This is a genomic window from uncultured Psychroserpens sp. (assembly GCF_947494225.1).
Lineage (GTDB): Bacteria > Bacteroidota > Bacteroidia > Flavobacteriales > Flavobacteriaceae > Psychroserpens.
This window is the reverse complement of the sequence record NZ_CANLUG010000014.1, coordinates 1-26,597: the sequence shown is the minus strand read 5'-3', so window position 1 is coordinate 26,597 and position 26,597 is coordinate 1. Positions and strand designations below refer to the sequence as shown.

Annotated in this window: 23 protein-coding genes; 13 read left to right on the top strand and 10 right to left on the bottom strand. The window is 34.3% G+C overall.

All coding sequences use genetic code 11. The annotated features are described in order from the left end of the window. From Q0893_RS19360 to Q0893_RS19340, 5 genes are all read right to left on the bottom strand, one after another. On the bottom strand, positions 1-1,859 hold a 1,859-nt coding region (locus tag Q0893_RS19360; protein ID WP_299278897.1), incomplete at its 3' end, for a hypothetical protein. 323 nt (positions 1,860-2,182) lie between these two features. Next, the gene (locus tag Q0893_RS19355) at positions 2,183-3,133 is read right to left on the bottom strand and encodes a hypothetical protein (protein WP_299278894.1); all 951 of its coding nucleotides are present in this window, start codon (positions 3,131-3,133) and stop codon (positions 2,183-2,185) included. 144 nt (positions 3,134-3,277) lie between these two features. Further along, a complete protein-coding gene (locus tag Q0893_RS19350) occupies positions 3,278-4,153 on the bottom strand; it encodes a DUF5777 family beta-barrel protein (protein WP_299278891.1) in 876 nt (291 codons plus the stop codon). Next, positions 4,143-4,694, bottom strand: a complete 552-nt coding sequence (locus tag Q0893_RS19345) for a YceI family protein (RefSeq protein WP_299278888.1) — start codon at positions 4,692-4,694, stop codon at positions 4,143-4,145. The genes Q0893_RS19350 and Q0893_RS19345 overlap by 11 nt, the downstream gene beginning before the upstream one ends. 10 nt (positions 4,695-4,704) lie before the next feature. Continuing rightward, positions 4,705-5,118 (bottom strand): hypothetical protein, encoded by a 414-nt coding sequence (locus Q0893_RS19340; RefSeq protein ID WP_299278885.1) that lies wholly within the window; start codon positions 5,116-5,118, stop codon positions 4,705-4,707. A 230-nt stretch (positions 5,119-5,348) separates the two neighbouring features. Here Q0893_RS19340 and Q0893_RS19335 point away from each other — a divergent pair, with 230 nt between their 5' ends. The 11 genes from Q0893_RS19335 to Q0893_RS19285 all read left to right on the top strand — a co-directional run bounded on the left by Q0893_RS19335 (position 5,349) and on the right by Q0893_RS19285 (position 18,786). Continuing rightward, entirely contained in the window at positions 5,349-6,479 is a 1,131-nt protein-coding gene (locus Q0893_RS19335) for a LytTR family DNA-binding domain-containing protein (protein ID WP_298905020.1), read from the top strand. A 171-nt stretch (positions 6,480-6,650) separates the two neighbouring features. After that, entirely contained in the window at positions 6,651-7,223 is a 573-nt protein-coding gene (locus Q0893_RS19330) for a helix-turn-helix domain-containing protein (RefSeq protein WP_299278882.1), read from the top strand. Positions 7,224-7,580: 357 nt separating this feature from the next. Then, the gene (locus Q0893_RS19325) at positions 7,581-7,964 is read left to right on the top strand and encodes a CPBP family intramembrane glutamic endopeptidase (RefSeq protein ID WP_299278879.1); all 384 of its coding nucleotides are present in this window, start codon (positions 7,581-7,583) and stop codon (positions 7,962-7,964) included. Continuing rightward, positions 7,954-8,799: a CPBP family intramembrane glutamic endopeptidase gene (locus tag Q0893_RS19320; RefSeq protein ID WP_299278876.1), complete on the top strand. Its 846-nt coding sequence runs from the start codon at positions 7,954-7,956 to the stop codon at positions 8,797-8,799. The genes Q0893_RS19325 and Q0893_RS19320 overlap by 11 nt, the downstream gene beginning before the upstream one ends. 313 nt (positions 8,800-9,112) lie before the next feature. Next, on the top strand, positions 9,113-11,062 hold the full coding sequence (gene gyrB / locus Q0893_RS19315; protein WP_298905030.1) for a DNA topoisomerase (ATP-hydrolyzing) subunit B: 1,950 nt from the start codon (positions 9,113-9,115) through the stop codon (positions 11,060-11,062). Positions 11,063-11,231: 169 nt separating this feature from the next. After that, a complete protein-coding gene (locus Q0893_RS19310) occupies positions 11,232-12,278 on the top strand; it encodes a DUF6588 family protein (RefSeq protein ID WP_299278872.1) in 1,047 nt (348 codons plus the stop codon). A 125-nt stretch (positions 12,279-12,403) separates the two neighbouring features. Next, a complete protein-coding gene (gene mdh, locus Q0893_RS19305; protein ID WP_299278869.1) occupies positions 12,404-13,330 on the top strand; it encodes a malate dehydrogenase in 927 nt (308 codons plus the stop codon). Between the two features lie 66 nt (positions 13,331-13,396). Then, on the top strand, positions 13,397-14,311 hold the full coding sequence (locus Q0893_RS19300) for a hypothetical protein (protein WP_299278866.1): 915 nt from the start codon (positions 13,397-13,399) through the stop codon (positions 14,309-14,311). 39 nt (positions 14,312-14,350) lie between these two features. After that, positions 14,351-14,983 carry a hypothetical protein gene (locus tag Q0893_RS19295; RefSeq protein ID WP_298905041.1) on the top strand — a complete coding sequence of 211 codons (633 nt, stop codon included), beginning with the start codon at positions 14,351-14,353 and terminating at the stop codon, positions 14,981-14,983. Between the two features lie 184 nt (positions 14,984-15,167). Next, a complete protein-coding gene (secDF, locus tag Q0893_RS19290) occupies positions 15,168-18,182 on the top strand; it encodes a protein translocase subunit SecDF (protein ID WP_298905043.1) in 3,015 nt (1,004 codons plus the stop codon). A 79-nt stretch (positions 18,183-18,261) separates the two neighbouring features. Continuing rightward, the gene (locus tag Q0893_RS19285) at positions 18,262-18,786 is read left to right on the top strand and encodes a hypothetical protein (protein ID WP_299278862.1); all 525 of its coding nucleotides are present in this window, start codon (positions 18,262-18,264) and stop codon (positions 18,784-18,786) included. Between the two features lie 7 nt (positions 18,787-18,793). Here Q0893_RS19285 and Q0893_RS19280 read toward each other — a convergent pair whose 3' ends face one another. From Q0893_RS19280 to folE, 5 genes are all read right to left on the bottom strand, one after another. Beyond that, complete coding sequence (locus Q0893_RS19280) at positions 18,794-19,249, bottom strand: DUF192 domain-containing protein (RefSeq protein ID WP_367180688.1); 456 nt, start codon at positions 19,247-19,249, stop codon at positions 18,794-18,796. A gap of 55 nt (positions 19,250-19,304) precedes the next feature. Next, positions 19,305-20,234, bottom strand: a complete 930-nt coding sequence (gene lgt, locus Q0893_RS19275; protein WP_298905049.1) for a prolipoprotein diacylglyceryl transferase — start codon at positions 20,232-20,234, stop codon at positions 19,305-19,307. 66 nt (positions 20,235-20,300) lie between these two features. Beyond that, complete coding sequence (gene yidD / locus Q0893_RS19270; protein WP_298905052.1) at positions 20,301-20,534, bottom strand: membrane protein insertion efficiency factor YidD; 234 nt, start codon at positions 20,532-20,534, stop codon at positions 20,301-20,303. A gap of 2 nt (positions 20,535-20,536) precedes the next feature. Further along, a complete protein-coding gene (gene cysS, locus Q0893_RS19265) occupies positions 20,537-22,018 on the bottom strand; it encodes a cysteine--tRNA ligase (RefSeq protein ID WP_299278858.1) in 1,482 nt (493 codons plus the stop codon). 90 nt (positions 22,019-22,108) lie between these two features. Continuing rightward, positions 22,109-22,786, bottom strand: coding sequence for a GTP cyclohydrolase I FolE (gene folE, locus Q0893_RS19260; RefSeq protein WP_298905058.1), 678 nt, complete (start codon positions 22,784-22,786; stop codon positions 22,109-22,111). 226 nt (positions 22,787-23,012) lie between these two features. On the opposite strand from folE, the gene Q0893_RS19255 reads away from it, so the two are divergent. After that, the gene (locus Q0893_RS19255; protein WP_299278854.1) at positions 23,013-23,486 is read left to right on the top strand and encodes a hypothetical protein; all 474 of its coding nucleotides are present in this window, start codon (positions 23,013-23,015) and stop codon (positions 23,484-23,486) included. Positions 23,487-23,517: 31 nt separating this feature from the next. Continuing rightward, on the top strand, positions 23,518-26,597 hold a 3,080-nt coding region (locus Q0893_RS19250), incomplete at its 3' end, for a PKD domain-containing protein (protein ID WP_299278852.1).

Below are 26,597 nucleotides of genomic sequence, written 5' to 3'. Positions count from 1 at the left end.
GCATCTTCATTAGTGATCACATATCTGTATGATAAGTTTTCAGCACCAGGATTCTCATGAATGATTACTAAAGGATCAGCTTGAGAGTCTACACAAATCACGGCTTCAGTATCACCATTAAACGATGTTGTATTATTAGGATTCCCAGTAGCCACAAGATCAATAGCAACAGTACCACCATCCGCAGCTTCACGAATTACAGTTACGGCATTATCAGAGATATCCGAACATTCAGCAGCATTAAGATCACTAAGCGGTCCGCCAATAAATGACGCTCCATTATCGGCCATTCCTCTGTATGACCAACCCCAAATCTGACAGGTTCCAACACCAGCTCCATTAAGATCGATAGTAGCCGAAGGTGATATTGCTAATATTTCCGAAGCATCTTCATTAGTGATCACATATCTGTATGATAAGTTTTCAGCACCAGGATTCTCATGAATGATTACTAAAGGATCAGCTTGAGAGTCTACACAAATCACGGCTTCAGTATCACCATTAAACGATGTTGTATTATTAGGATTCCCAGTAGCCACAAGATCAATAGCAACAGTACCACCATTCGCAGCCTCACGAATTACAGTTACGGCATTATCAGAGATATCCGAACATTCAGCAGCATTAAGATCACTAAGCGGTCCGCCAATAAATGACGCTCCATTATCGGCCATTCCTCTGTATGACCAACCCCAAATCTGACAGGTTCCAACACCAGCTCCATTAAGATCGATAGTAGCCGAAGGTGATATTGCTAATATTTCCGAAGCATCTTCATTAGTGATCACATATCTGTATGATAAGTTTTCAGCACCAGGATTCTCATGAATGATTACTAAAGGATCGGCTTGAGAGTCTACACAAATTACGGCTTCAGTATCACCATTAAACGATGTTGTATTATTAGGATTCCCAGTAACCACGAGATCAATAGCTACAGTACCACCATTCGCAGCTTCGCGGGTAATTGTTATGGCCTGTTGAGATACATCAGAACAGTTGGCATCTCTCAATGCTTGTAAAGGGCCTCCACCAAAAGTAGCTAAAGCACCATCAACACCTCCAAGTCCAGAATAACTCCAACCCCAAATCAGACAAGTACCTACACCAGCGCCATTTAAATCTATGGTGTTACTATCTGTAATGTTTAATATTGTTTCTTGCGGACTATTATCGGTAATAACGTATAAGTAAGAGCGTGTAGCATCTGTAACGTGATTTACGACAATTGGATCTGCTTGGTTATCTACACAGATTACGGCAGATAAACCGTCTGAACCAAGGCTTGTTGTATTATTAGGATTACCAGTAGCAATACTATTAATTTGTATGGTTCCTGCATCGGCGTCTCCCCATGCACCTGGGCTTCCTCCACGAGTGCCTCCAGTAGTTACTACACCAGAAGTAGACTCTGGCGAGCATGTAAAAGAAATAGACGCAGTTGTACTATTCCATCGTCCTGAATTTACACCTTGATTGATTCTGAAGGTACTTGTTCCCCAACGTACATAATCTCTTAGTTGATCAGGATTACTACTGCTGAATGTAGCACCTGTAAATAAGATTAAAGTACCGTTTCCATTTGTTTGTATGTCATTCCATGTTAAGGTTATGGCATCTCCAGCAGCTAGTACTGTGCTCTGAGCAGTTAATGAACCCACAGAGTCGTATCGAAACCCATCAGTACATAATTGATAATTTGCAATATCTACCGATTGATCACCTATGTTCGTTATTGTTAATTCTTGCGAGCTAGGATTTAAATTAGTGAAGACAGGATCTGCCTGAGCACTTACATTTGCAATTTGTCCTATAAAGAGGAAAAAGAGCAATGCTTTAATTTGTAGTTTTTTCATCATTCAATTTTTTTTGTGATTAAAATGTGTTAATAATTTGATGATGCAAATAAAACTAGGAAAGCCTCCTTAATACAATTAAATTATAGTGAAGCGGAAAAATGGGCTTTAAAGTGGAATTGTTGAAAGTATTGAAAACATTGAAGTTCTAGTGGTTTTGAAAGGAACAAGTAGTACTTCATGTTAATTATAAAGTTCCATGTGCTGTTTAATGATTTAAAACGATTGTAGACAATTTAATTGGTGTGCTTTAATTAAAAAAGGCATCAATTTAATGATGCCTTTTAGGTTGGTTACTTAAAATAAGTAGGTCATGTCATTTGGGGTTAATTCCAGAACGTAGAACCGAAATCGTTGGCTTCGCCATTAAAATTATATGGAGAGCCATTTTGTAAAAAATTAGTTGCATTATCCCAGCGTCCTGCAGTTACGGCTTGATCCACTCGTGCTTGGTTTGCAGCTCCCCATTGTACATAATCAACAAGTATATCGGGATTTGTAGAACCAAAGGTATTAGTAGAAAAAAGGCTTAATCCGTCTGCCGTAGGATTAACATCATACGATAATGTAATGCTTTGATTTGGGTTTAAGTTTGTTGAACCACTGGTTGCATTGGAAACTTGAACATAGGTACCAGGGCCTAAGCACAACCAATAATCTCCGACGTCAATAGAAGTTCCGCCAAGATTGGTTAAACTTATTTCGTCTGTAGTTGTATTTACCTGAGCGATTTTCACAATACCAGGCGTATTATTTACTACAGTTGTTCCTTCCCAAAATGCTCCACCAAACTGATTAGCTTGACCATTAAAATTGTATGGAGAACCATCTTGGACAAAACTATTAACATCATCCCAACGACCTGCAGTGACTGCTTGATCTGCTCTGGCCTGATTGGCAGCGCCCCATTGTATGTAATCTAGTAAGATTTCTGGATTTGTAGAGCCAAAAGTGTTATTAGAAAAAATACTCAGTCCGCCTGAAGTAGGGTTAACATCGTAAGACAATGTTATACTTTGGTTTGGGCTCAGTGCTGTAGTCCCACTCGTTGCTGTTGAAAATTGAACATAGGTTCCAGGCCCCAAGCAAAGCCAATAATTGCCAACATCTTTTGATGTGGTGCCTAAGTTTGAAATAACAACCTCGTTGGTATCAGTGTTTACTTGAGTAATTCGAATAATGCTTTGGTCAACTTCTACGATAGTATTAGTATCGTCATCTGAACTACAGCCCATCATTAAAGCTGTAAGTGTTAGTAATAAAAAAACGTTTTTCATTTTCATTGCTTTTAAAATTTGTTTAAATAATTTAATACAGCAAATAACGCTTAGATAAGGACTGTCTAGCAACTAAATAAGTGTAAAGCGGAAAATTGAGCATTAAAAATGAATTTTTTTATGTGCATTTCGTTTTGTTCGGATTTATAATTGGATATGATAAGTGGCATGAAATCCGAAGTAAAAATTACCATCTCTAAAATTGAAATTTTGTGCAGTTTGAGTGATGAATGCGTCTTCTGTAAATATTTGATTATTGGTCATTTTAAATTGAAGTAGTAAATCACTTACTTCCCAATTTACACCTAATGCAAAGGCGCCATAAGTATCAAGAGATTTTAAAGGGTTTATAACATAATAGTATTCTGAGACCAAAGCAACATGATTATTGAGTTTATATCTAGGACTAAAGCCAACTGCAAAGTGATTGTGATCATCAATGCTAAAATTAGACGATGTACGATGTATGAAAGTAGGCGAAATTTGAAATGAAAAGTTTCTAGAAAACTTTCTTGAAATAAGTACTTGAGTTGTGAACGCTAGTTTTTCCCCAAAATTAGTTCTTCGTTCAATACCTTTTATAGATCTTGTTCTGTAAGTGCCTGCTTGTAACAAGGTAATGCCAATTGGGCTTCCTTTTTTTGTTGTACTCTGTTGTACTAATCTGTATTTTAAATACGAATCAAAAATACCATTAGGGTTTCCAGAACCGAAGCCAACAGTTAATCGATCTGATATGCCATAGTCTAAACCAACTCTAGTGCACATTCTGTCTGCAATAAAAGAATTACTACTTTCTTGAGGTACATTCCAATAGCGACTCATGAAAGAAATTTCTAAGGTGTTCTTTTTTCGAGTTTCAACAGAATGACCAATAGAAATTCTAGTGCCTTTAAAAGTAGACATCACATAGCTTGATGTTTCTATGTCTTCATTTGCTAATTTATCCAATAGATTTTGGGATGATAAATGAGCAGAGATACTTAGGAAAAGTATACAATAGATGACTTTACTTTTCATGTGGCTTGTATTTAAAATTAAAGGTAACTTCTATCTTTTTTGAAATATTTGGAGATAATAATGCTGGGATATTAATATTATAGTCTTCTATTAATATTTCTAGGTTTCCATCAATACTATAATTTTCATCAATTTTAGATATTTTGGCTTTTATCTCGACGGGCTTGGTGATGTTTTTTAAGGTAAAATCACCTTTTATTATTCTGGTTTGTTCGGTTGTAATGGAGGGGTCAAAATCTACTATTGTTCCACTAAAAGTGGCTTCAGGATATAGATCAGATTCTATATAGCTTTCGTTAAAATGTTCATGCATGAGTGACTTTTTAAAAACAAATGCGCGCATTAAAATTCTAACCGCCACTTCATTTGTTTTTATATCGAAAATGCTTAATGCTTGGTTATTGGTTGCCTGTATGTTTTCGACAGAGGTATATGAGAAAAACGATACTTCCCCTTGGCGTTCAATATATTCCTCCTTACTTGGAGTTGTAGAGCTGAGATTAATAAAAATAAGAAGAATTAATAGTAAAGTTTTATTCATGAATTCCTATTTATAAGATAATACAGTTTAATAAGATAACGTCCATTAAATGTCCTTTTAAAATCCCTTTTATTTTGACCTTATCACCAACCAAGAGATTAGGGATTTTTTTAGCTTGATCATTTTGTAATTCACACAAAATATAAGTGTTGTTATGTCCGTCTGTTAAATACAAAGTATATACATTGTTTTTATACATTATTTCCTTTAAAACACCGTCAACTTCAATCGCTTTTTCAATAAATTTACCTAGAGAATTATTTTTGTATTCAAAAATCAACTCATTGGTTGATAACTGTTTGATAGTTCGTTTTTCTATGGTGTTACTATCACCAGATTTTGATATTAAATCTGAAGCTATTATAGCAACCGAGACTAATAAAAACACGATTACAAAAATTTTATCTAAATACCGTTTCATCATAATTTTAATTAATTATTAAGTCTGATTTCTATGTTTAAGAGTTGACTTTATTATTAATGATTATTATAAAAGTATGTAATTAAACTACTAAAAAAACGTCTACAGTATCACAAAATAACCGAAACGGAAAATTAAGCTCTGAGCTGGAATTTTGAGCTTTGAATTTTAAATGTTTTGATTATCTAACGTTTAAATTAGTGGTATAAATTATATAACCTTACAAACCAACAATGAAAAATTATAGAATTTATATTCTGATATCAGTTGTTTTTAGTGTAGTATACATGTTATCTTCTTTTGTAGCAGTACAGATTATCTCTAAAAATAGTACAATATTACTTCTAGAACATGAAATTGATTCAGGTAGAAGAAGAGCCAAAGAAATTTCTTTAATTAGTTCAAAAGCATTAGAAAATAAAGTAGAAAAACAAGATTTGGTATTAGCTATTCAAAAGAGTATTGAAGATGTTAATGACGAAATTTCTTTTTTGTCGGTCATAGATTGGTCTGGTAAAATGGTTTGTTATCCAGATATCACTAAAGTAGGTACTATAGATACCAAAAAAAATGCAATGATATCTAATATCAAAAACGAAATCTTAGTTGAAGATTTATATAAATTTATTGACAATTATGATTTAGACGAAGAAGGCTTAAATGCTTCGGAAATAATACGTCTTGACCCAATAGCTAATTCAGATTTAATTGTGGCTACTCATATTAATTTAAAGAATTTCATTAATAAAACAGGTCATTTTAAGAGTAGCTATTTTATAGTTTTTATCATATTAGGGCTTTTAGTCTTGATACTTCTATTAGGAATTACGAGATATTTAAGCAGTTATTATTATGAAGCGTTAGAAAAACGTTCTTCGCGACTAGAAGATGGAATGCTTAATTTATCAAAGCTAAATGTGTCATTAGAAAATTATCAAAAGAATATTGCAATTATAAAGGAAAAACAAGCTAAGGATGAGATTGAAGCATTTGAAAAAGAAGATGAAGAAGATGTAAAAGAATTCCCGAAGAAACGATTACTTACTTATATACGAAATGAACTGATGCCAGTTTCAATTGAAGATATTTCCTATATCTACGTAGAGAATACAATCACCTATATAGTGAGAAAAGATGGCAAACGTTTTACAGCGAATGATAGCCTTGATCAAATCTATTCTTCGTTAGATGATAAGTTGTTTTTTAGAGCTAACCGACAAATAATTGTTTCAATTTATGCCATAGATAAGATTATAAAATTTGGTAATAGTTCTCTTAAAATTGAAACCAAACCAGCCTCGGAAATTGATATTGTTATTGGTAAAAATAAAGCCTCTTCATTTAAACAATGGCTAGATTTGTAATACAGTTTTTAAATTTTTTAAAATTCTGATATAGTTTTGATTGTTTAAAAATCAAAACTATATATTTGTTGAAACCCTGATGTATCCTGTATGTGACAGATAGATGACATTTAAATGTCGTGTCAAAGACCGAGAATACGCCATAGATTTGTTTCAATAAAAATGACCAAAATGAAACAACGTACACTTAAAGAAAATTTAGTATACCAACGAAAGTTGAAAGGATACACGCAGGAAGAACTTTCTCATCAAACGGGAGTTACCGTTCGTACAATTCAACGTATTGAAAAAGGCGAAGTACAACCACACTTGCAAACTGTAAAATTGCTAGCAGAAGGTCTAGAAATAGATGTTAATGATTTATTGGTTTTAGATAACCCTAACGAAGAAACTGTGAGAAGAAAATGGATGATGTTAATTCATGGTTCTCCATTTTTTGGATTACTTATACCATTTGCAAATGTTTTGATTCCAATATTTATATGGGTGAGCAAGAGTGAAGACAATAAGGTTTATGATGAACATGGTAGAGCTGTTATTAACTTTCACTGTACCTTAAACCTAATGTTAATCGTATCACTGTTAATGTTTTTTCCATTTCCTGGATTTAATTTCTTTGGAACAGGAGCCGTATTTCTTTTTGGTATTGTATTTAGCATTAAAAGCTTAATGTCTGCTTTAAACAAAGGGACTTATTACTACCCACTTTCAATTCCATTTTTAAAACCAAAAAGCAAGGTTTAATCTTTTTAAAATTTCATTTCAAATGTTAGGATTATTAGTAATAATAGTAATCTCATGGGTGCTCTTGCATTTCATTGAGAAAAAGAACTTAAATGTTTTAGGAATTATTCCGAATAAAAATCGAACTGTTCAGGTTGTAATGGGCTTTATAATGATAAGTTTAATATGTCTTTCAATGATTTATATTGAAACGCAGATAAAGTCAATTACTTGGGAAAAACAAGTGGTTAATTATAAGTCAATAGGCAACGCATTAATCTATCACCTTAGATCAGCTTTAACGGAAGATTTAGTTTTTAGAGGTGCCCTTTTTTGTATATCCTTATAAGTAGAATTGGAAGTAGGCGGGCAATTTTGATGTCTGCGCTTGTTTTTGGGGTTTATCACATCTTTTCTTACGGAATGACTCAAGATAGAATCGTTCCCATCATATATGTTATTCTAGTTACAGGATTTACCGGTTTTGTGTGGGCTTATGCATTTCATAAAACCAAGTCAATTATGCTTGGTTTGGGGCTTCACATAGGCTACAATTTTATAATGACCTGTTTTTACCCAAATCAGCCTTTTGGTGAGTTGCTATTTCTCAAACTTTCACAAATCGAATTGTCCGAATGGAACGAATTCTATTATTGGTTATTTAGAGGTTTCTTTCCTTCTATAATGACACTAATAAGTTTTAAGTTCCTATTTAAATCAAATTTCGTTGTTAATAAAACTAAGGAAGAACATGTTAAGTAAGATAAAACGTTTGTTACATAAGTATCCTACAGCAACACGATTAACATTAGCGTTGTTACTCTTTGCTTTAGCCCTAGTGCTAAGTGTAGTCATTGATACACCATTTCTAAAGCGGTTTTTCCCATATACCTCCGCCATATTATTAGGCATTGCGACTTGGATGTTATTCAAAATAGATAATAAATCATTACATGCTATTGGGTTAGATTGGAAGGCAAGGAACTTAGCTTTTTTGCCCTTAGGACTAATTATTGGAGCATTGGCTTTATTGGTCGCGACATATGTTAAAACGTTATTTACAGGCCAATCTATAGTTTTGAGTACATCTGTAGACTATACGGCTATTTTGTATGCATTCTATACTATTTTGCCAACAGTGGCAGTAGAAGAGTTTTTGTTTAGAGGTTATATTTTCAAAAAAACTGTAGATCGTTTTAATGTCATTGTTGCAAACATAATTTTTTCATTGCTTTTTATGCTCATCCATGTTTTAGACGAGAATGTACTACAAAATAAAGGAATGATACTGTTCTTGGTTATTAGCATTCCAGTAGGACATCTATTATTCGCAACGGCTTTGTTAAAATCGAAAACACTATTCTTTCCTATAGGAATTCATTTAGGTAATAATTGGGCAACAAGACATTTAATTACCTCAAGTAATGATGGCGATAGTTTTTTGCATACGATTAATAATGTAACTTTTGAAACATGGACACCATTTATTATAGTCATTTTACTCGTTAATGCTGTCTTTTTATTAGTGACGTATTTAATTTGGAAATGGAACGATTTCACACGGCTTAGAAAACAAAAAAATAAGTCTAGAATTTAGACGTTGCTAGCATATTTTAAATCTGAAATATCACCTCTAAAGCCTTTTGTGTTTTTAGTACTTTTTGAACAAGAACAAAAAACAACAAAATCGATTTTAAGATGCTTTTTAGACGATTTAAGGCGTTTTTAAGTAATTAACAAATGTTGATAATTATTGCTTTCAATCGATAAAAATCTTTTAAAAAGCCTTATTATTTCGTATCTTTGTTTGTATTCAAAAGGATGCTAGTAAGCGTCTTTTTTTATTTCAGTAGGTTTTAAAAAACAGACTTAAAATTAAGAATTAAATATTCCAAAATAAATTAAAATTTATGAGCGATAAGAAAGAAGAATTTAACAAGCATAATTATTCGGCAGATAGTATTCAGGCATTAGAAGGCATGGAGCATGTACGCATGCGTCCTTCGATGTATATTGGAGATGTTGGTACTCGTGGTTTACACCATTTAGTATATGAAGTAGTAGATAACTCTATCGATGAGGCTTTAGCTGGACATTGTGATAATATTACTGTAACTATTAACGAAGATAATTCTATCACTACCGAAGATGATGGTCGTGGTATTCCAGTTGGGTTACACAAAAAAGAAGGAGTTTCGGCTCTTGAGGTTGTAATGACCAAAATTGGTGCAGGTGGAAAGTTTGATAAAGATTCGTATAAGGTTTCTGGTGGACTGCATGGTGTTGGTGTAAGTTGTGTGAATGCACTTTCTGAACATTTAAAAGCTACTGTTTTTAGAGAAGGAAAAATCTACGAACAAGAATATGAACGTGGTAAAGCTATGTATCCTGTAAAAACTACTGGTGACACAGATAAAAGAGGTACAACAGTTACCTTTAAGCCAGACCCAACAATTTTTACGCAGACTTTAGAGTATAGCTATGACACCTTGGCAAGTCGTTTACGTGAATTAGCCTATTTAAACAAAGGAATTACAGTTCATTTAGTTGATAAAAGACATAAAAAAGAAGACGGGACTTTTGAAGGAGAAACATTTCATTCAGAAGAAGGTCTTAAAGAGTTTATTAAATTTTTAGACGGGAACAGAGAACCTTTAATGAAAGATGTTATCGCCTTTGAAGGTGAAAAAAATGGTGTGCCAGTTGAGGTTGCCATGATTTATAATACATCATATGCCGAGAATTTACATTCGTATGTAAATAACATTAATACACATGAAGGAGGAACACATTTATCTGGTTTTAGAAGAGGTCTAACACATACCTTAAAAAAGTATGCTGATGCTTCTGGGATGTTAGATAAACTAAAATTTGATATTGCTGGAGATGATTTCCGAGAAGGATTAACAGCTATTATTTCTGTAAAAGTTCAAGAGCCTCAATTTGAAGGCCAAACCAAAACAAAATTAGGTAACAGAGAGGTGTCAGCGTCTGTTAGTCAGGCCGTTTCTGAAATGTTAACCGATTATCTTGAAGAACATCCAGATGATGCCAAAACAATAGTTCAAAAAGTAATTCTTGCTGCTCAAGCACGTCATGCTGCTCAAAAAGCTCGTGATATGGTTCAGCGTAAAACAGTGATGAGTATTGGAGGTTTACCTGGTAAACTAAGTGATTGTTCTGAGCAAGATCCAACAAAATGTGAAGTGTTTTTAGTTGAGGGAGATTCGGCAGGTGGAACTGCAAAACAAGGACGTGATAGAGCTTTTCAAGCTATTCTACCTTTACGTGGTAAAATCTTGAATGTTGAAAAAGCAATGACCCATAAAGTTTTTGAAAACGAAGAGATTAAAAACATATTCACTGCACTTGGAGTTACTATAGGTACAGAAGAAGATAGTAAAGCACTTAACCTTTCAAAATTAAGATATCACAAAGTGGTGATAATGTGTGATGCCGATATTGATGGTAGCCATATTTCTACCTTGATTTTGACGTTCTTCTTTAGATATATGAAAGAACTTATTGAAAATGGTCATATCTATATCGCAACGCCACCTTTATATTTGGTTAAAAAAGGAGCTAAAAAACAATATGCTTGGAGTGATAAGGAACGTGATGAAATTATAGAGTCATATGGAGATGGTGCTAAAATCCAACGTTATAAAGGTCTTGGAGAAATGAACGCCGAACAACTTTGGGATACCACTATGAATCCTGAATTTAGAACGATGCGCTTAGTTCAAATCGATAATGGAGGTGAAGCCGATCGCATTTTCTCTATGTTAATGGGTGATGAAGTACCACCTCGTAGAGAATTTATTGAGAAAAATGCTATTTATGCCAATATTGATGCGTAACTAGGGAAGCACTTAAGTGTAATCCGAAATACGAGCAACTGCATTTACATGCAGTTGCTTTTTTTATGAACTCCTTTTAACTTTTATCGATTAAAAGTAATTTTTAACGACAAGCGGTAAATAGTCTCGTTTTTTCATTACATTTATATTAACCAATAAATCAAATGCTATGAAAAATCTACTGATTCTATTCATAATTCTCTTTGCTTTTCAAAAGTCTAAATCGCAAGAACTCGAAACAATCCTACTGGCCGCAGAAGATGCTAGTTTGCTTACCCAAAACTATTTAAACCCTGCCATGGAAGGTTTGATGTTTAGTATGAATGGTGGCTGGTATTCGACAGCGAAAACTCATAAAAAATTTGGCTTCGATATTATGATTAATGCTAATGCATCTTTTGTTCCCAATGAAAACGAAATGTTTGCCTTTGTGCCAGGAGATTATACATTTCTATCGTTACCAAATGGAGAAACATCTCTAAATACAGTCATGAGTGAAAATGATACAGAAACCCAAATTGATATTAGTATCCCAAACGGAGATGGGAGTTTCAAAGTTGCTAGCTTTGATATGCCTGGTGGTATTACAGAAGACTTACCAATTAATGCGGTTCCAACACCAATGGTTCAATTGGGATTTGGATTACCATATAAAACCGATATAAAACTTAGGCTATTTCCTGGATTGAATTTTGACGATAGTATTAAAGCAAATCTCATAGGTTTTGGTTTACAACATGATCTCATGCAATATTTAGGACCATTAGATAAACTACCTTTAAATTTATCAATATTAGGAGCATTTACCAATATGAAAGTGACTTATGATATTGATGATGAAAATGCAGACGATGAGGTAGCCGTGACTAATGGAGAAGCCGAATTTAAAATGAATACATGGACCATCCAAGCCATTGCATCTTTAGATTTTAAAATTATTACACTTTATGGCAGTGTAGGTTATAATCAAGGAAAGACAATAACAAAAATGAAAGGAGATTATGTGCTTACTTATGACGTAGAGGACAGTAACGGTAATGTCATAGGAACCGTCGAAGAGTCTATTAGTAATCCGATAAATTTAGATTTTGAAGCAAATGGTATGAGAGCAACTCTTGGAACCCGATTGAACATAGGTTTTTTTAAGATTTTTGCCGATTATACCTTTCAAGACTATAATACGGCAACAGCGGGAATTGCCTTTAGTTTTAGATAGCGTTTTATAAATTAGAAATGTAATATATAGGCGTAGGATTTTATCTTACGCTTTTTTCATTAAACGCCTAAAAATTTGTAATTTTGCACACTCAAATAACAACACAATTTAAAACATAAAATTATATGAAGGTTACAGTAGTTGGAGCAGGAGCAGTAGGTGCAAGTTGCGCGGAATATATTGCTATTAAAGATTTTGCTAGCGAAGTTGTATTATTAGACATTAAAGAAGGTTTTGCTGAGGGTAAAGCAATGGATTTGATGCAAACTGCTTCTTTAAACGGTTTTGACACTAAAATAACAGGTGTTACTAACGATTATTCTAAAACTGCAAATAGTGATATTTGTGTTATTACTTCTGGTATTCCACGTAAACCAGGAATGACGCGTGAAGAGTTAATTGGAATTAATGCTGGTATTGTAAAAACAGTATCGTCTAGTTTAATCGAACATTCTCCTGACACTATTATCATTGTAGTAAGTAACCCAATGGATACAATGACATATTTAGTGCACAAAACTACAGATTTACCTAAAAACCGAATCATTGGTATGGGAGGAGCTTTAGATTCTGCACGTTTTAAATATCGATTAGCTGAAGCATTAGAAGCACCAATTAGTGATGTTGATGGTATGGTGATTGGAGGTCATAGCGACAAAGGTATGGTGCCTTTAACAGCACATGCAACCAGAAATAGCGTAAAAGTTTCTGAATTTTTATCAGACGAGCGTTTAAATCAGGTCAAAGAAGATACTAAGGTTGGTGGAGCAACATTAACGAAACTCTTAGGAACTTCGGCTTGGTATGCACCAGGCGCTGCAGTAAGCGGATTGGTTCAAGCCATTGCTTGTGATCAAAAGAAAATGTTCCCTTGTTCAACATTGTTAGAAGGTGAATATGGACTCAACGATCTTTGCATTGGAGTGCCAGTTATTTTAGGACGAAATGGTATCGAAAGCATAATAAAAATTAACTTAAGTGATGCAGAAGAAACACATCTTAAAGAAAGTGCTGAGGGTGTTAAGAAAACTAACGGATTGTTAGAATTATAATACCTAACTTTTTTAATATATTTAAGGCTATCATTAATCATGGTAGCCTTTTTTTGTTTAAATCTTATGAAATATATCTATCTTATTTGTATTGCTATTGTCTCTTTTTCCTGCGGAAATATAAAAGCTAAAAACCAACATGCAGTTGTTTATGAGTTTGTTAATCCAGATAAAGTATCTTTAAATGATAAGCAAGGAACTATCGTAACGCTTAAAAATAGACTTGAGTCTATAGCATCAAATTATGAAGTGACTCTTAATAATAAACAACAAATTGAAGTCATTGTAAATACAGACGTGAAACTTGAACGTTTACATGCGATTTTAACCAACAGAGGTAAGCTGGGTTTTTGGGAATGTTTAAAACATGAACAGTTATACGAGTTTTTGTATGACGCACTTAATAATTTTAAATTAGATGATTCTTTAAAAACAATAGATGAAATAATCAAAATGCCTGCAAATGATTTTGGAGCTCTCTTTTCAGTATCTGTAAAAGATACAGCACAAATAACAGCCTATTTTAATAGAAAAGAAATTAGAGGTTTATTGCCAGTTAATATGAGAAATACAAAGTTTTTGTTTGGATTGCCTGATGATAGTCAAGAATTAGGAGTTTATGCTGTGAAACCTACTTCAAGCGGCAGTGCTTTAGTCAATGAAACCCATATAACCGAAGCTAGACCAAATTATGATTTTTTAGGAAACCCTTGTGTTTCCATGCAAATGAATCAAAAAGGAGCACAACGATGGGAACGAATGACAGCGAAAGCCCATCGTGAACAATCACGTATAGCAATTGCGTTAAATGATATCGTATATTCTGCGCCAGGTGTTTCTAATGGAGCGATTTTAGGAGGAAATACCGAAATTTCTGGAGGTTTTACTTTAGAAGAAACACAAGATCTAGCATTCGTTTTGAGTTCAAATAAACGTATTCCAAAAATAAAGTTCGTTGAGGCTCTAGCTATAAACGATTAAGTGTAACCCTAGATACTTTATTTTTTATATATTTGGCGCATGAATGCCAAATGGTACATTAGTGCTCTTATTTTAGTCCTCACCTTATTGGGTGGTGTTGCTAGTAATCAGCAAGATGCAGTTCCAAATCAGGAAATAGTGCTGCAATTGGCTAGTGATGATGTATCGTCTTATGATACGCATAGTACCATTGTATTTATTAAGCAAAAACTTCAAGCGGCTAATGTCCAAAATATTGAAGTTCAAGAACAGCAAGAGGGACAACTTAAGATCTCATATTATAGCAGTTCTGATGTTGCTAGTATAAAGGCATTGCTTTCTGAAGACAAAACGCTGTCTATTAATTATTTCAATGAAAGTCAACAAGGTAGAAAATTTCCGAAAGAGGATACTGTTGTTTATAATGTTGACGTCTATGAAATTCAACAAGGCGATGACCTTTCAGGTATTGAAGGAAAACTTGCTTTAGAAACCAAAGCTGAGAACGATCGTTTTTCAAATCCTTATGTATTTCTGTCTTCAAAGAAGATTGACGATAAGGCATTAAATCGAATTGTAAAGGTTGCTTATAAGTTTAATAAGCATATTGCAATAGCGATAGATAATGGATCATATAAAATTCCAGAAGTTCGAGCTGGCCCATGTTCACTTGGGAATGCGATGCTTGGCTAGGCTCTTAAATCATCCCATAATATTCCGTTTATAATTATTTGAGATAATGTCTCAACGTAATTATGTGGCTTTCAATCTAGCCAAAGACCACACTCTTAATTATTTAAATACAAAAAAACAATTGTCAGATACGTTGTAAATTATATATTTGCGCGTTTAAAAATTTGACCTAAAAAAAAGTATAATGCAAAACAAAGGACTAGTAAAACTTTTTGCAGTGTTATTTGGATTGGTAAGTATCTACCAATTATCATTTACATTCAAAAACAACCAAATCGATGATGCTGCAAAAACATTTGCAGTAAGTAAATCTGATAACCCAGACGAAATTAATGCCGCCGAAGTACGCTATATAGACTCACTGTCTAACGTAGAAGCGTATAACATGGGTATTGCAAGTTTCACTGGAAAAGAAGTTAAGGAAAAAGCCATGAATCTTGGTCTTGACCTTAAAGGTGGATTGAACGTTATTCTTCAAATATCTGTAAAAGATATATTAGAAGGATTATCAAATAAGAGTAAAGATCCAGCATTTAATAAAGCACTAACAGATGCTGAGGAAATTCAAAAAGATGCTCAGGAATCATATCTAGAATCTTTCTTTACGGCTTGGGAGGCTGTGAAAGGTGATCAAAAATTGGCATCTCCTGATATTTTTGCCAACAGAGATTTAGATGATGTTATTGATATTTCAATGACTGATGCCGATGTGAAAAAGAAACTACAAGAAAAAGTTGATGAATCTATTGTTTCAGCTTTTGAAGTATTACGTAAGCGTATTGACCAATTTGGTGTAACGTCTCCTAATATTCAACGTTTAGGAAACTCAGGTCGTGTTTTAGTCGAATTACCTGGTGTAAAGGATGTACAACGTGCTACAGAATTAATTACTACAACAGCTCAGTTACAATTTTGGGATGTTGTTAAAGCAAATGAATTAGGAACATTTATTGGTCAGGCTAATGAAACGCTAAAAACACTATTAGGAGCTGACGAAAAAGAAGAGGTAGTTGTAGAACAAGACACAACTGTTGTGGATAGCACAGATACTACTGATACTACTGATATTGATGATTTATTAGGGGAAACCTCTACAGATTCTACAGCTGTTAATACAGTTGTAAACCCTTTACTCGATTTAATTGTTGCCGTATATCCAAACACACAAGGTGGATTATTCACTATTGAATCTGAAAATAAAGAGCTATTAGAGTCTTATCTTAATATGCCAGAGGTAAGAGCTGGTCTTCCTACAGATGCACGCTTTACACAGTTTGCGTTTGGAATTCCTTTTGTGAATTCTGAAACGGGAACAGAATATATCGATTTATATGCCTTAAAAGGAAATAGAGATAATGTTCCAGAATTAAGTGGTGGAGTTGTAACTGACGCGCGCCAGTCTTTTAGCCAAACAAATAAGCCATCTGTGTCAATGCAGATGAATGCTAAAGGAGCTAAGATATGGGAAGAAATTACAGGTAGAGCTAATCAACAAGGTTCTCAAATAGCAATCGTTTTAGATGATATTGTCTATTCGGCACCAACGGCATCAAACGGAGCGATATCTGGTGGTAACACTGAGATTTCAGGAAACTTTACGGTTAAAGAAGCAGAAGATTTAGCAAACGTACTAAGAGCTGGTAAATTGCCTGCACGAGCAGAGATTGTTCAGGCAGATCAGGTAGGTCCTTCATTAGGAAAAGAAGCTATTGATTCTGGTACAAAATCATTCTTGATTGCCTTATCTTTAGTATTAATCTGGATGATTCTTTACTACGGAAAAGCAGGTATTTTTGCTGATATCGCTTTATTATTAAACATCTTATTAATCTTTGGAGTATTATCAGGATTAGGGGCTGTTTTAACGTTACCTGGTTTAGCGGGTATCGTATTAACAATTGGTATGTCTGTAGATGCCAACGTACTTATTTTTGAACGTATTCGCGAAGAATTAGGTAAAGGCAAATCTCAGAAAGAAGCAGTTAAAGATGGTTTTGCAAATGCATTATCTTCAATTTTAGATGCCAATATTACTACAGGTTTAACAGCATTAATCTTATTTGTATTTGGTACTGGACCAATTAAAGGTTTCGCTACAACATTATTGATTGGTATTTTAACATCTTTATTTACGGCGATTTTCATTACGCGTCTATTAGTAGATTGGTATGTAAATAGTGGTAAAACATTAGATTTTTCAACATCAATAACTAAGAATTTATTTAAGAATAATAACATTAACTTTATTGGTAAGCGTAAAGTAGCCTATGTAATTTCGGGTATCTTAATTGCTGTTTGTTTAGGATCGTTATTTACGAATAAATTAGACCAAGGTATTGATTTCGTTGGAGGAAGAACATATCAAGTGCGTTTTGCAGATGCTGTTAGTTCTGAAGAAGTAGCAAAAGATTTAACTGCAGTATTTAGTAGTGTTGAGGTAAAAACTATTGGTAGCGCAAATCAACTAAAGATTTCTACAAAATACAAGGTTGATGAAAATTCGGTTGATGTCGATGAAGAGGTGCAAACAATGCTTTTTGATGGTTTGAAATCGTATTTGCCAGAAGGATTATCATATGAAGACTTTTCAGAAGGAAAGGATAATATTGGTAAAGTGCTTTCTAGTAAAGTGAGTCCAACCATTGCCGATGATATCAAAAGAGAATCGTTATTAGCCGTTTTAGGATCTTTAGTAGTTGTGTTCCTTTATATCTTATTCCGTTTTAAAAGATGGCAGTTCTCATTAGGTGCTGTGGCAGCAGTATTCCATGATGTTATTATTGTATTAGGTATTTTCTCATTACTCTATAAGTTCATGCCATTTAGTATGGAAATTGATCAAGCGTTTATCGCGGCAATTTTGACCGTTATTGGTTACTCGCTTAATGATACCGTTGTAGTATTTGATAGAATTAGAGAAGTGCTTGCAGAACGGGCCGGATTTAAAGGTGGAGTAAATATTAACTCTGCAATTAATAGTACATTAAGTAGAACATTAAATACGTCTTTAACAACTTTAGTGGTGCTTCTGGCGATGTTTATATTTGGTGCAGAATCGCTTAGAGGATTATTATTTGCATTAATTGTTGGTGTAGTTGTTGGTACGTACTCTTCGGTATTTATCGCAACACCATTAATGTATGATACATTGAAAAATAAAGGTATCGCTCCTCCAAAAGAGGAAGAGGCTAAAAAATAAATTATCTTAATTTAAAAAAAAAACCACTTCAATTGAAGTGGTTTTTTTTATACCTAACATTATTATTATACATTTATGTATGAATAAGATTTTAACGACCTTAACTTTAATCTTTGCTTTTTGGTGTTCAAATGCTCAAAGTGGAGAACCAGAAACTTATAAGAAGACCTATAATGATATCATCTTTTCTCCGGGCTTGATTGTTCAGCATGAGACGTTTTTAGAATTTAATGTTCTCATTGGAGATGTTACTGTAAGAGCATCAGATAAGATTCCAGTTGTTGGTGTGGATGGCTTTAGAATAGGTGTTGAAACCAATCTTCGAGATGGTCATAACCATACCATTGCTCCTAAAGTTGGTTACGAGTTTGCATACACCGTTTTTGCACTACGACTGTCTGCTGTTAATTATTTTCAAAATGGAAATTCAGAATTTAGGATGCTGCCAGAAGTTGGAATTAGTGTCTTAGGTTGGTTAAATCTAACTTATGGTTATGGTATCCCATTTAATAATGGTCATTTAAATAATGTGAGTAATCATAGAGTTGGGTTAAGTTTTAATCTTGATCGCAGATTAAGCGATGAACTTGGTACGTGGAAATAACGAGAGGTTATTGAATCGTAAATTCCATGATATCTCCTTTGTCTAAAGTCCAAAGATCACTTAATCCTGCATTAACTTCAAGGACATATTTGGCAGGACCTTCAGAAGGTAAAGACGTTTCGTCAAAAGGTTTAGCGTTTTTTTGAATGCTTACGATTTTTTTATCTCTTGAAATATAGATGATATCTAAAGGTATTTCGGTATTTTTCATATAAAACGAACGAAAGTCATTATTAGGGAAAATAAACAACATACCATGATTGTCATCCATATGATCGCGATACATTAACCCTGTTTGTGTTGAGTAGGCATCGTCTGCAATTTCAATATCAAGCCTCACTAACAATGAATCTGAGTCGGCCTTTTTTAATTGCAATTCACCTTCTTTCTTAAAGTTGATTTTTACGTCTTTTACGATAGACGACTTTTTATCATCCTTACAAGAAGATATTAGTATAGTCAAACATGCAAGACATAAAACTGTAGTAAACTTAATGTGTCTATACATCCTATTCATATTAGCTTAATTTTGTTTTTGGCTTGTAAACAAACATAAAATAAAGTCCGATTAGTATAAAGGGAATACTGAGAAGTTGTCCAGTGTTCATAAACGACACATAATCTTCTCTCCCTTCAACTTGGGCTTCTTTAACAAATTCAACAAAGAACCTAACCGTCCATAATAAGACAAGAAACAAGCCAAATAAAAAGCCTTGTTGTTCACGTTTTTTAGTTTTCCAATAGAAGTACATTAAAATAAGAAATACAAAAATATAGCTACCCGCTTCGTATAATTGTGCTGGGTGTCTATAAGGAACATTTTCTAAGTACTCTGCATATTTTGGATCGTTGCCTAAAGCCGTGTAAGCCTCTTTCACGTTTTTTATTCCGGTAATCTTTACAACCTCATATTTATTGTATTGGTCTTGAATAAAACGTACACCAAATGATGAATCTGTGATTTTTCCTATAATTTCAGAATTAATAAAATTTCCTAATCTCACGAATACTGCACCTAATGCTACAGGAACAACAACGCGATCTAGAACCCAAAGCACTGTTTTTTTTAGCACTTTTTTATTATAGAGGTACATGGAAATAATCATACCAATAGCAGCGCCATGACTAGCGAGTCCTTGAAAGCCTGTAAATTCGAAGCCTCCTTTAAACTTAAACGGAAGGAAAATACTGAAAAAATCTTCCGAAATTAATTCAGATTGATAAAAAATAACATGCCCTAAACGTGCACCTAGCATAATTCCAATTACAGAGTAGATAAATAAAGAATCTAGGGACTCGTTGGTTTGGTTTTCATTTTTATAAATACGTTTAATAATCGTGAAACCTAAAAGAAAAGCGACAATCCACATGACACTGTAGAAGTGTAAAGTAAAAATGCCTAAATCAATTCCTTTAATAGGATTCCATGTCATCTCAAGAGCAAGCATACATTTAAATTTTATTGGGATAAAGATAGTATTTATGAGTTAACTACTTGTAATGTTAAGATAGTTTTAATCTTCTTTTTCAGGAACTGGATCGTAGCCAGACCCACCCCAAGGATGACAACTAAAAATTCGCTTTAAGGCTAATCTACCTCCTTTCCAAAGTCCGTGTTTTTCTAGCGCTTCTTTAGAATAATGTGAACATGTTGGTTGGAATCTACATGTTGCAGGTGTTAAGGGTGAAATTAAAGTTTGGTAAACTTTAATTAAAAACAAAAAAGGCGCAACAAGTAAACGTTTCATAATTAATTGGTCGTAAATGTCGTCCCGTCCTTCCCATCATTTAGCTGGATACCTTTTTCGGCTAAGTCGTCACGAATTTTATCAGACAAAGCAAAATCTTTATTGGCTCTTGCCTGCTGACGTATTTCGATGAGCAGCTCTATTGCTCCTGCGAGTTTATCAGTTCCAGTGTCTGATTTCGTTACATTTACTAATCCAAGAACATCAAACGTAAATGCGTTCATGGTCTTTTTCAGTAATTCTAAATCTTCAGAAGTTAATGATGCCTTATTATCATTTATTTGATTAATATGCTTTGCAGCTTCAAATAGATGAGCAATTAAAATAGGTGAATTAAAATCATCGTTCATCGCGTCATAACATTTCTGTCTCCATTCTGAAACATTAAATGTTGACGTGTTGCCAGCTTTTATACTGCTTAAAAGATTGATAGCATCCATTAAGCGATAAAAACCTTTTTCGCTGGCTAATAAACCGTCGTCAGTTAAATCCAAAATACTTCTATATGAGGATTGCGCATTAAAAAATCGAATAACGCTAGGCGTAAAGGCTTTACTAAAAAATTTGTTCTCGCCAGATAATAATTCGTGAGGATTCACAACATTTCCGGTAGATTTAGACATACGCTGTCCATTTAATTGTAACATGTTTGCATGCATCCAATAGTTCACGGGCGCCTTTCCTTTTGCGGCCTCACTTTGAGCAATTTCACATTCGTGGTGAGGAAATTTCAAATCCATTCCTCCACCATGAATATCGAAATTATCACCAAGATATTTCGAACTCATCGCTGTACATTCTAAATGCCAACCTGGAAACCCGTCACTCCATGGTGAAGGCCAACGCATAATATGTTGTGGCTCTGCACGTTTCCATAATGCAAAATCTTGTGGATTTTTCTTATCACTTTGACCGTCTAAGGTACGAGTATTGTGAATAAGATCTTCAAGCTTACGTTTGCTTAAAATTCCATAATTGTTAGTTTCATCAAACTTGTGTACGTCAAAATATACCGAACCGTTAACAACATAGGCGAATCCGTTGTCGATAATGGTTTTTATTAATTCAATTTGCTCAATAATATGACCAGTGGCTGTTGGCTCTACACTTGGAGGTCGAAAATTGAATGTATTTAAAACATTATGAAAGTCTACTGTGTAGCGTTGCACAACTTCCATAGGAACTATTTCCTCTTTCCGAGCCTGCTCTGTAATTTTATCTTTGCCAGTGTCTGCATCATTTTCTAAATGACCAGCGTCTGTAATATTTCTAACATAACGTACTTTATAACCTAAATGATCGAGGTATCTAAATACCATATCAAAAGACATAAAGGTTCTTACATTTCCTAAATGTACATTGCTATATACGGTTGGTCCGCAAACATACATACCAACAAAACCTTCTTCTATTGGTTTAAAAGTTTCTTTTTTTCCACTAAGCGTGTTGTAAATTTGAATCTTTTGCTCTTCGTACAATTGCATGCTAAAACGTATTTATAATGTATGGGTTAGTTTGAGTATTGATTTCAATACCCAAATCTAATATTTTTTTTTCTTTGGAAGGCTGTATATCTAAAAAGTAGTGTCTAATTTGATATAGTCCAGAAATTCACGTTTAGTTTCTTTATTCTTAAACTTTCCACCAAACTCAGAAGTGACTGTACTGCTATCTACATCTCTGATACCTCTAGAGTTAACACATAAGTGCTTTGCATCAATAACACATGCTACATCTTCTGTGTTTAAAACCTTTTGTAATTCTTTAACGACTTGTATTGTTAGACGTTCTTGTACTTGTGGACGTTTTGCAAAATAATCTACAATGCGATTCATTTTAGAAAGTCCCACTACTGTACCATTTGAGATATAGGCTACATGTGCTTTTCCGACAATAGGTAATAAATGATGTTCGCAAGTTGAATAGACCGTAATGTTTTTTTCTACGAGCATTTCTCCATACTTATACTTATTTTCAAACGTTGAAGCACTCGGTTTTTTATCTGGATTGAGGCCTCCAAAAATTTCATTTACAAACATCTTTGCAACACGTTTAGGAGTTCCTTTTAAACTATCATCGTTTAAATCAAGTCCGAGAGTTTCCATAATATGCCTAACATCATCTTTAATGATGTCAATTTTTTCTGAAGACGTTAACTCAAATGCATCACTACGCATAGGTGTTTCAGAAGAGGTTCCAATATGGTTGTCACCTACAGCATCAAAATCTTGTATATCCTTTTCTATTTTCATTCTTTGTATTCCGTAATAACAGAAATTCATTTAAATTAAAAAATAATGTCTCTATTTTAAAAGAGAATGCAAAGATAAGCAATAAAAAAAAAGGAAAGTAGGGTAGGAATTTATTAATTCAACATGTTATATGCCTATAATCGTGATGTATGCACAAGATATCCGATTTAACAGTTTGTTTATTAAAATTTTCTTAAATTTCACGTTTTTAAATACCTGAATAATCATGAACTCAAAATTACTGTTCCCTCTCATGTTGTTATGTACATTATTAACAACACCTGCAATGTTTTCTCAATCTTCAAATTCAACCAGAAAACAAAAAACAGTTAACTACAACCCTAACGTAAATAGTCCATTGACAAGTAGCGAATTAGCGCTAATAAATGAAGTTTATGGAAATAAAACAAATACCAATGTTTTAAGTAAACCGCAGCGACTAAAAGATATAAAAAATATATTACGCAATAGAGTTGAAATTAAAAACATACCAAATTCGAGCGACCAAAAACCTTGCACATTACTGTCTGAAGTACCTTTAATGGATTATTATGTAAGTGATTTGCAGCGTGATACGAATTTTAACCCTCAAAATTTCAATCCGTTAAAATATTTATTCAATTTTAATTCTTACGGATCTCATATGTATAGAGTTGATAATACCAATTACTTCATTATTATCAAATCTCAACATAAATAAAATATTAATTAGCCATTTATAATCTTTAGCTATGAAAAAAGCATTACTCATAATTTTCACGTTATTTTCGTTACATACTTACGCCCAAGATATTCTAATGCAAGATGGTACGGTTACTGCTTGTTCTGGAACATTTTTGGATACAGGAGGAGCAGGAGGAGCCTACTCTAGTGATGAAAATTTAGTTATAACCATTTGTCCTGATAGTCCAGGTCAACTCGTACAACTAACATTTACAGATTTTAATACGCAACTTGGTGCAGATGTTATGACTATCTATAATGGAGATAGTGTTGCAAGTCCACCTTTCGGTACTTTTGATGGTGCCAATAATCCTGGGTTTGTTACCGCTACAGATGACAACGGTTCAGGATGTTTAACGATTCAATTTGTTTCAGATGGCGCAGGAACAACCACAGGTTGGTCTGCAGATATATCTTGTTTTACACCATGCCAAACGATTGTATCTCAATTGGATTCTTCTACTCCGGCGGCTAATGCCGATGGTTATATTAGAGTTTGTCCTAATGAAGAAATTACACTTACTGGTAGTGGTGTTTTTGAATTTGATGGAACAGGAGCAACCTATCAATGGGATTTAGATGATGGGAATTTTGTTGATGGTCAAACAGCTACATTTTCTTATGATACACCTGGTGTATATATTGTTAATTTAAATGTTCGAGATACAAATACAGATTCAGACCCTTTAGGGTGTTCTAATACCAATTTAATTAATCAAGTCATACAAGTGGCTACAGAACCAGATTTTACTGGAACTCAAGCCGCAGATGACACCTTGTGTTTCGGTGAGACAACAACTATAGATGGTGTTGTAAATGCAGTTCCTTTTGTTAATGATTGTACGCCACCAGTTAGTGGTACGACATTTTTACCAGATGGTTCTGGTGCAGTGTATACAACGTGTATAACAGTTGACTGTTTTGAGTCAGATCAATTGTTAACTGACCCAAATCAGCTTATCGAGATATGTGTAAATATGGAACATTCGTATTCTGGGGATTTAGATATTAAAATTATTTCTCCTAATGGTCAAGAAGCCGATTTGTTTACCCAAGCAGGAGGAGGAACTTATTTTGGTGGAGCCAATGACGATAATTCTAACACGCCTGGTGTTGGTGCCGACTATTGTTTTTCAATGTCTGCAACAACATTATTATCTAATGCAAATACAATTACTGCGGGTACGAACCCTCCAAATAATTCATGGGAACCAGGAACTTATTTACCAGTAGAATCTTTTAATCAATTAGTTGGAAGCCCACTTAACGGTGATTGGTGTATTGAAATTGTTGATAATTTATCTATTGATAATGGATATATCTTTTCTTGGGGATTAAATTTTGATCCAAATATTCAACCTCCAGAATTGTCTTTTACTCCTGTGATTACTTCGGAAACATGGGACGCAGATCCTTCCATTACGAATGTAACAGGAACTACGATTACAGTTGCTCCTACAACAGCAGGATTACACTGTTATACATTCAGAGTTGTTGATGATTTCGGTTGTGAATATACAGAAGAGGTTTGTATTACAGTAGAAGAAGAGCTTTCGGCAGATGTAACTGCAGTAACGAATCCAATATGTAATGGAGAGGATGCAGAATTTGCAATAACAGGTTCCCCAAATGGAACTGTCAGTTATACTATTAATGCAGGTGCTACCCAAACCGTCGGTTTAGACGCAGGAGGATTGGCTACTGTAACTATAGGGACCCCAGCAGTAGACCAAGTTTTTAATCTTATAGACATTACTGTAGGTGCATGTACCTTGACCGTTAATGATACAGAAACTATTCTCGTCGGTCAAGTGTTTGATACGTCTTTTACAATGACGCCAACATGTGATGGAGGAACTGCTACTATAACGGGTGATGTAGGAGGTACGTTTTCATTTGAAGACCCGCAACCAACTGATGGAGCGGTTATAGACCCTGTTACAGGAACGATTACTAACGGTGTTTCAAGTACAACTTATACTGTAATATATGAGTTTGCAAGTTCTTGTAGCCCTGGTACTACTGAAACTGTTACGGTTTTACCTTCTCAAGATGCAGGTTTCACTTTGACGCCAACATGTGATGGTGCCACGGCAACCATAACAGGTGATACAGGTGGAACGTTTACGTTTAACCCTATTCCAACAGATGGAGCGGTTTTAGATTTACTAACAGGTACGATTACTAATGGTACTCAAGGAGCTACATATACAGTAGAGTATGCAGTTGCTGGAGCTTGTCCGGTATCATCTACTGAAACAGTAACAGTTTTACCGTTTGAGGATGCGAGTTTTACACTAACATCAACTTGTGAGGGGGCAACAGCTGTTATTACGGGAGATGCTGGTGGAACATTTGCGTTTAACCCAGTACCAACGGATGGAGCAGTTATAGATGACAATACAGGTTTGATTACAGGAGTATCTGGAACAACTTATACAGTTGAGTATACAACAGCAGGACCTTGTCCGGAAACAACAAGCGAAAGTGTAACGGTTTTTCCTTCTGAAGATTCGACATTTACATATTTGCCTAGTTGTACTGGAGCTACTGCGACGATTACTGGTGACGCGGGAGGCGTATTTTCTTTTAACCCTGATTTAGGAGATGGGGCCGTGTTAGATCCAGTTACTGGAGAAATAACTAATGGACTACCAGGAGTAACCTATTCAGTAGATTATACAACAACAGGAAACTGCCCGTCAACAACAACAATAGCGGTTACTGTTTTTCCAGAAGACGATTCGAGTTTTACATTATCACCAACTTGCGATGGAGGTTTAGCAACGGTTACAGGATTACCTGGAGGTGTTTTTACATTTAACCCTAACCCAGGAGATGGTGCAGTTATAGATGCTGCTACAGGAGCTATAACTGGAGGACAATTTGATGCAACATATACTGTAGATTATACTACAAATGGCGCTTGTCCTACAACAACAACACAATCGGTTACTGTTTTCTCTCAGCCAGTTGTGGTTGCGCCAACAACCTTAGAGGTTTGTGATGACGGTACACCAGATGGTCTAACGAGTATAGATTTAACGTTAAAAAACACAGAGATTACAGGTAATAATGCGAACTATTC

What these genes read in the sequence shown, in the direction of transcription:
- Q0893_RS19285 (WP_299278862.1), top strand. Translation starts at nt 18,262, where the DNA reads ATGAATAAGATTTTAACGACCTTAACTTTAATCTTTGCTTTTTGGTGT.
- Q0893_RS19340 (WP_299278885.1), bottom strand. Translation starts at nt 5,118, where the DNA reads ATGATGAAACGGTATTTAGATAAAATTTTTGTAATCGTGTTTTTATTA.
- Q0893_RS19255 (WP_299278854.1), top strand. Translation starts at nt 23,013, where the DNA reads ATGAACTCAAAATTACTGTTCCCTCTCATGTTGTTATGTACATTATTA.
- mdh (WP_299278869.1), top strand. Translation starts at nt 12,404, where the DNA reads ATGAAGGTTACAGTAGTTGGAGCAGGAGCAGTAGGTGCAAGTTGCGCG.
- Q0893_RS19355 (WP_299278894.1), bottom strand. Translation starts at nt 3,133, where the DNA reads ATGAAAAACGTTTTTTTATTACTAACACTTACAGCTTTAATGATGGGC.
- Q0893_RS19310 (WP_299278872.1), top strand. Translation starts at nt 11,232, where the DNA reads ATGAAAAATCTACTGATTCTATTCATAATTCTCTTTGCTTTTCAAAAG.
- Q0893_RS19330 (WP_299278882.1), top strand. Translation starts at nt 6,651, where the DNA reads ATGAAACAACGTACACTTAAAGAAAATTTAGTATACCAACGAAAGTTG.
- Q0893_RS19345 (WP_299278888.1), bottom strand. Translation starts at nt 4,694, where the DNA reads ATGAATAAAACTTTACTATTAATTCTTCTTATTTTTATTAATCTCAGC.
- secDF (WP_298905043.1), top strand. Translation starts at nt 15,168, where the DNA reads ATGCAAAACAAAGGACTAGTAAAACTTTTTGCAGTGTTATTTGGATTG.
- folE (WP_298905058.1), bottom strand. Translation starts at nt 22,786, where the DNA reads ATGAAAATAGAAAAGGATATACAAGATTTTGATGCTGTAGGTGACAAC.
- Q0893_RS19295 (WP_298905041.1), top strand. Translation starts at nt 14,351, where the DNA reads ATGAATGCCAAATGGTACATTAGTGCTCTTATTTTAGTCCTCACCTTA.
- gyrB (WP_298905030.1), top strand. Translation starts at nt 9,113, where the DNA reads ATGAGCGATAAGAAAGAAGAATTTAACAAGCATAATTATTCGGCAGAT.
- cysS (WP_299278858.1), bottom strand. Translation starts at nt 22,018, where the DNA reads ATGCAATTGTACGAAGAGCAAAAGATTCAAATTTACAACACGCTTAGT.
- yidD (WP_298905052.1), bottom strand. Translation starts at nt 20,534, where the DNA reads ATGAAACGTTTACTTGTTGCGCCTTTTTTGTTTTTAATTAAAGTTTAC.
- Q0893_RS19335 (WP_298905020.1), top strand. Translation starts at nt 5,349, where the DNA reads ATGAAAAATTATAGAATTTATATTCTGATATCAGTTGTTTTTAGTGTA.
- Q0893_RS19300 (WP_299278866.1), top strand. Translation starts at nt 13,397, where the DNA reads ATGAAATATATCTATCTTATTTGTATTGCTATTGTCTCTTTTTCCTGC.
- Q0893_RS19320 (WP_299278876.1), top strand. Translation starts at nt 7,954, where the DNA reads ATGTTAAGTAAGATAAAACGTTTGTTACATAAGTATCCTACAGCAACA.
- lgt (WP_298905049.1), bottom strand. Translation starts at nt 20,234, where the DNA reads ATGCTTGCTCTTGAGATGACATGGAATCCTATTAAAGGAATTGATTTA.
- Q0893_RS19350 (WP_299278891.1), bottom strand. Translation starts at nt 4,153, where the DNA reads ATGAAAAGTAAAGTCATCTATTGTATACTTTTCCTAAGTATCTCTGCT.
- Q0893_RS19325 (WP_299278879.1), top strand. Translation starts at nt 7,581, where the DNA reads ATGTCTGCGCTTGTTTTTGGGGTTTATCACATCTTTTCTTACGGAATG.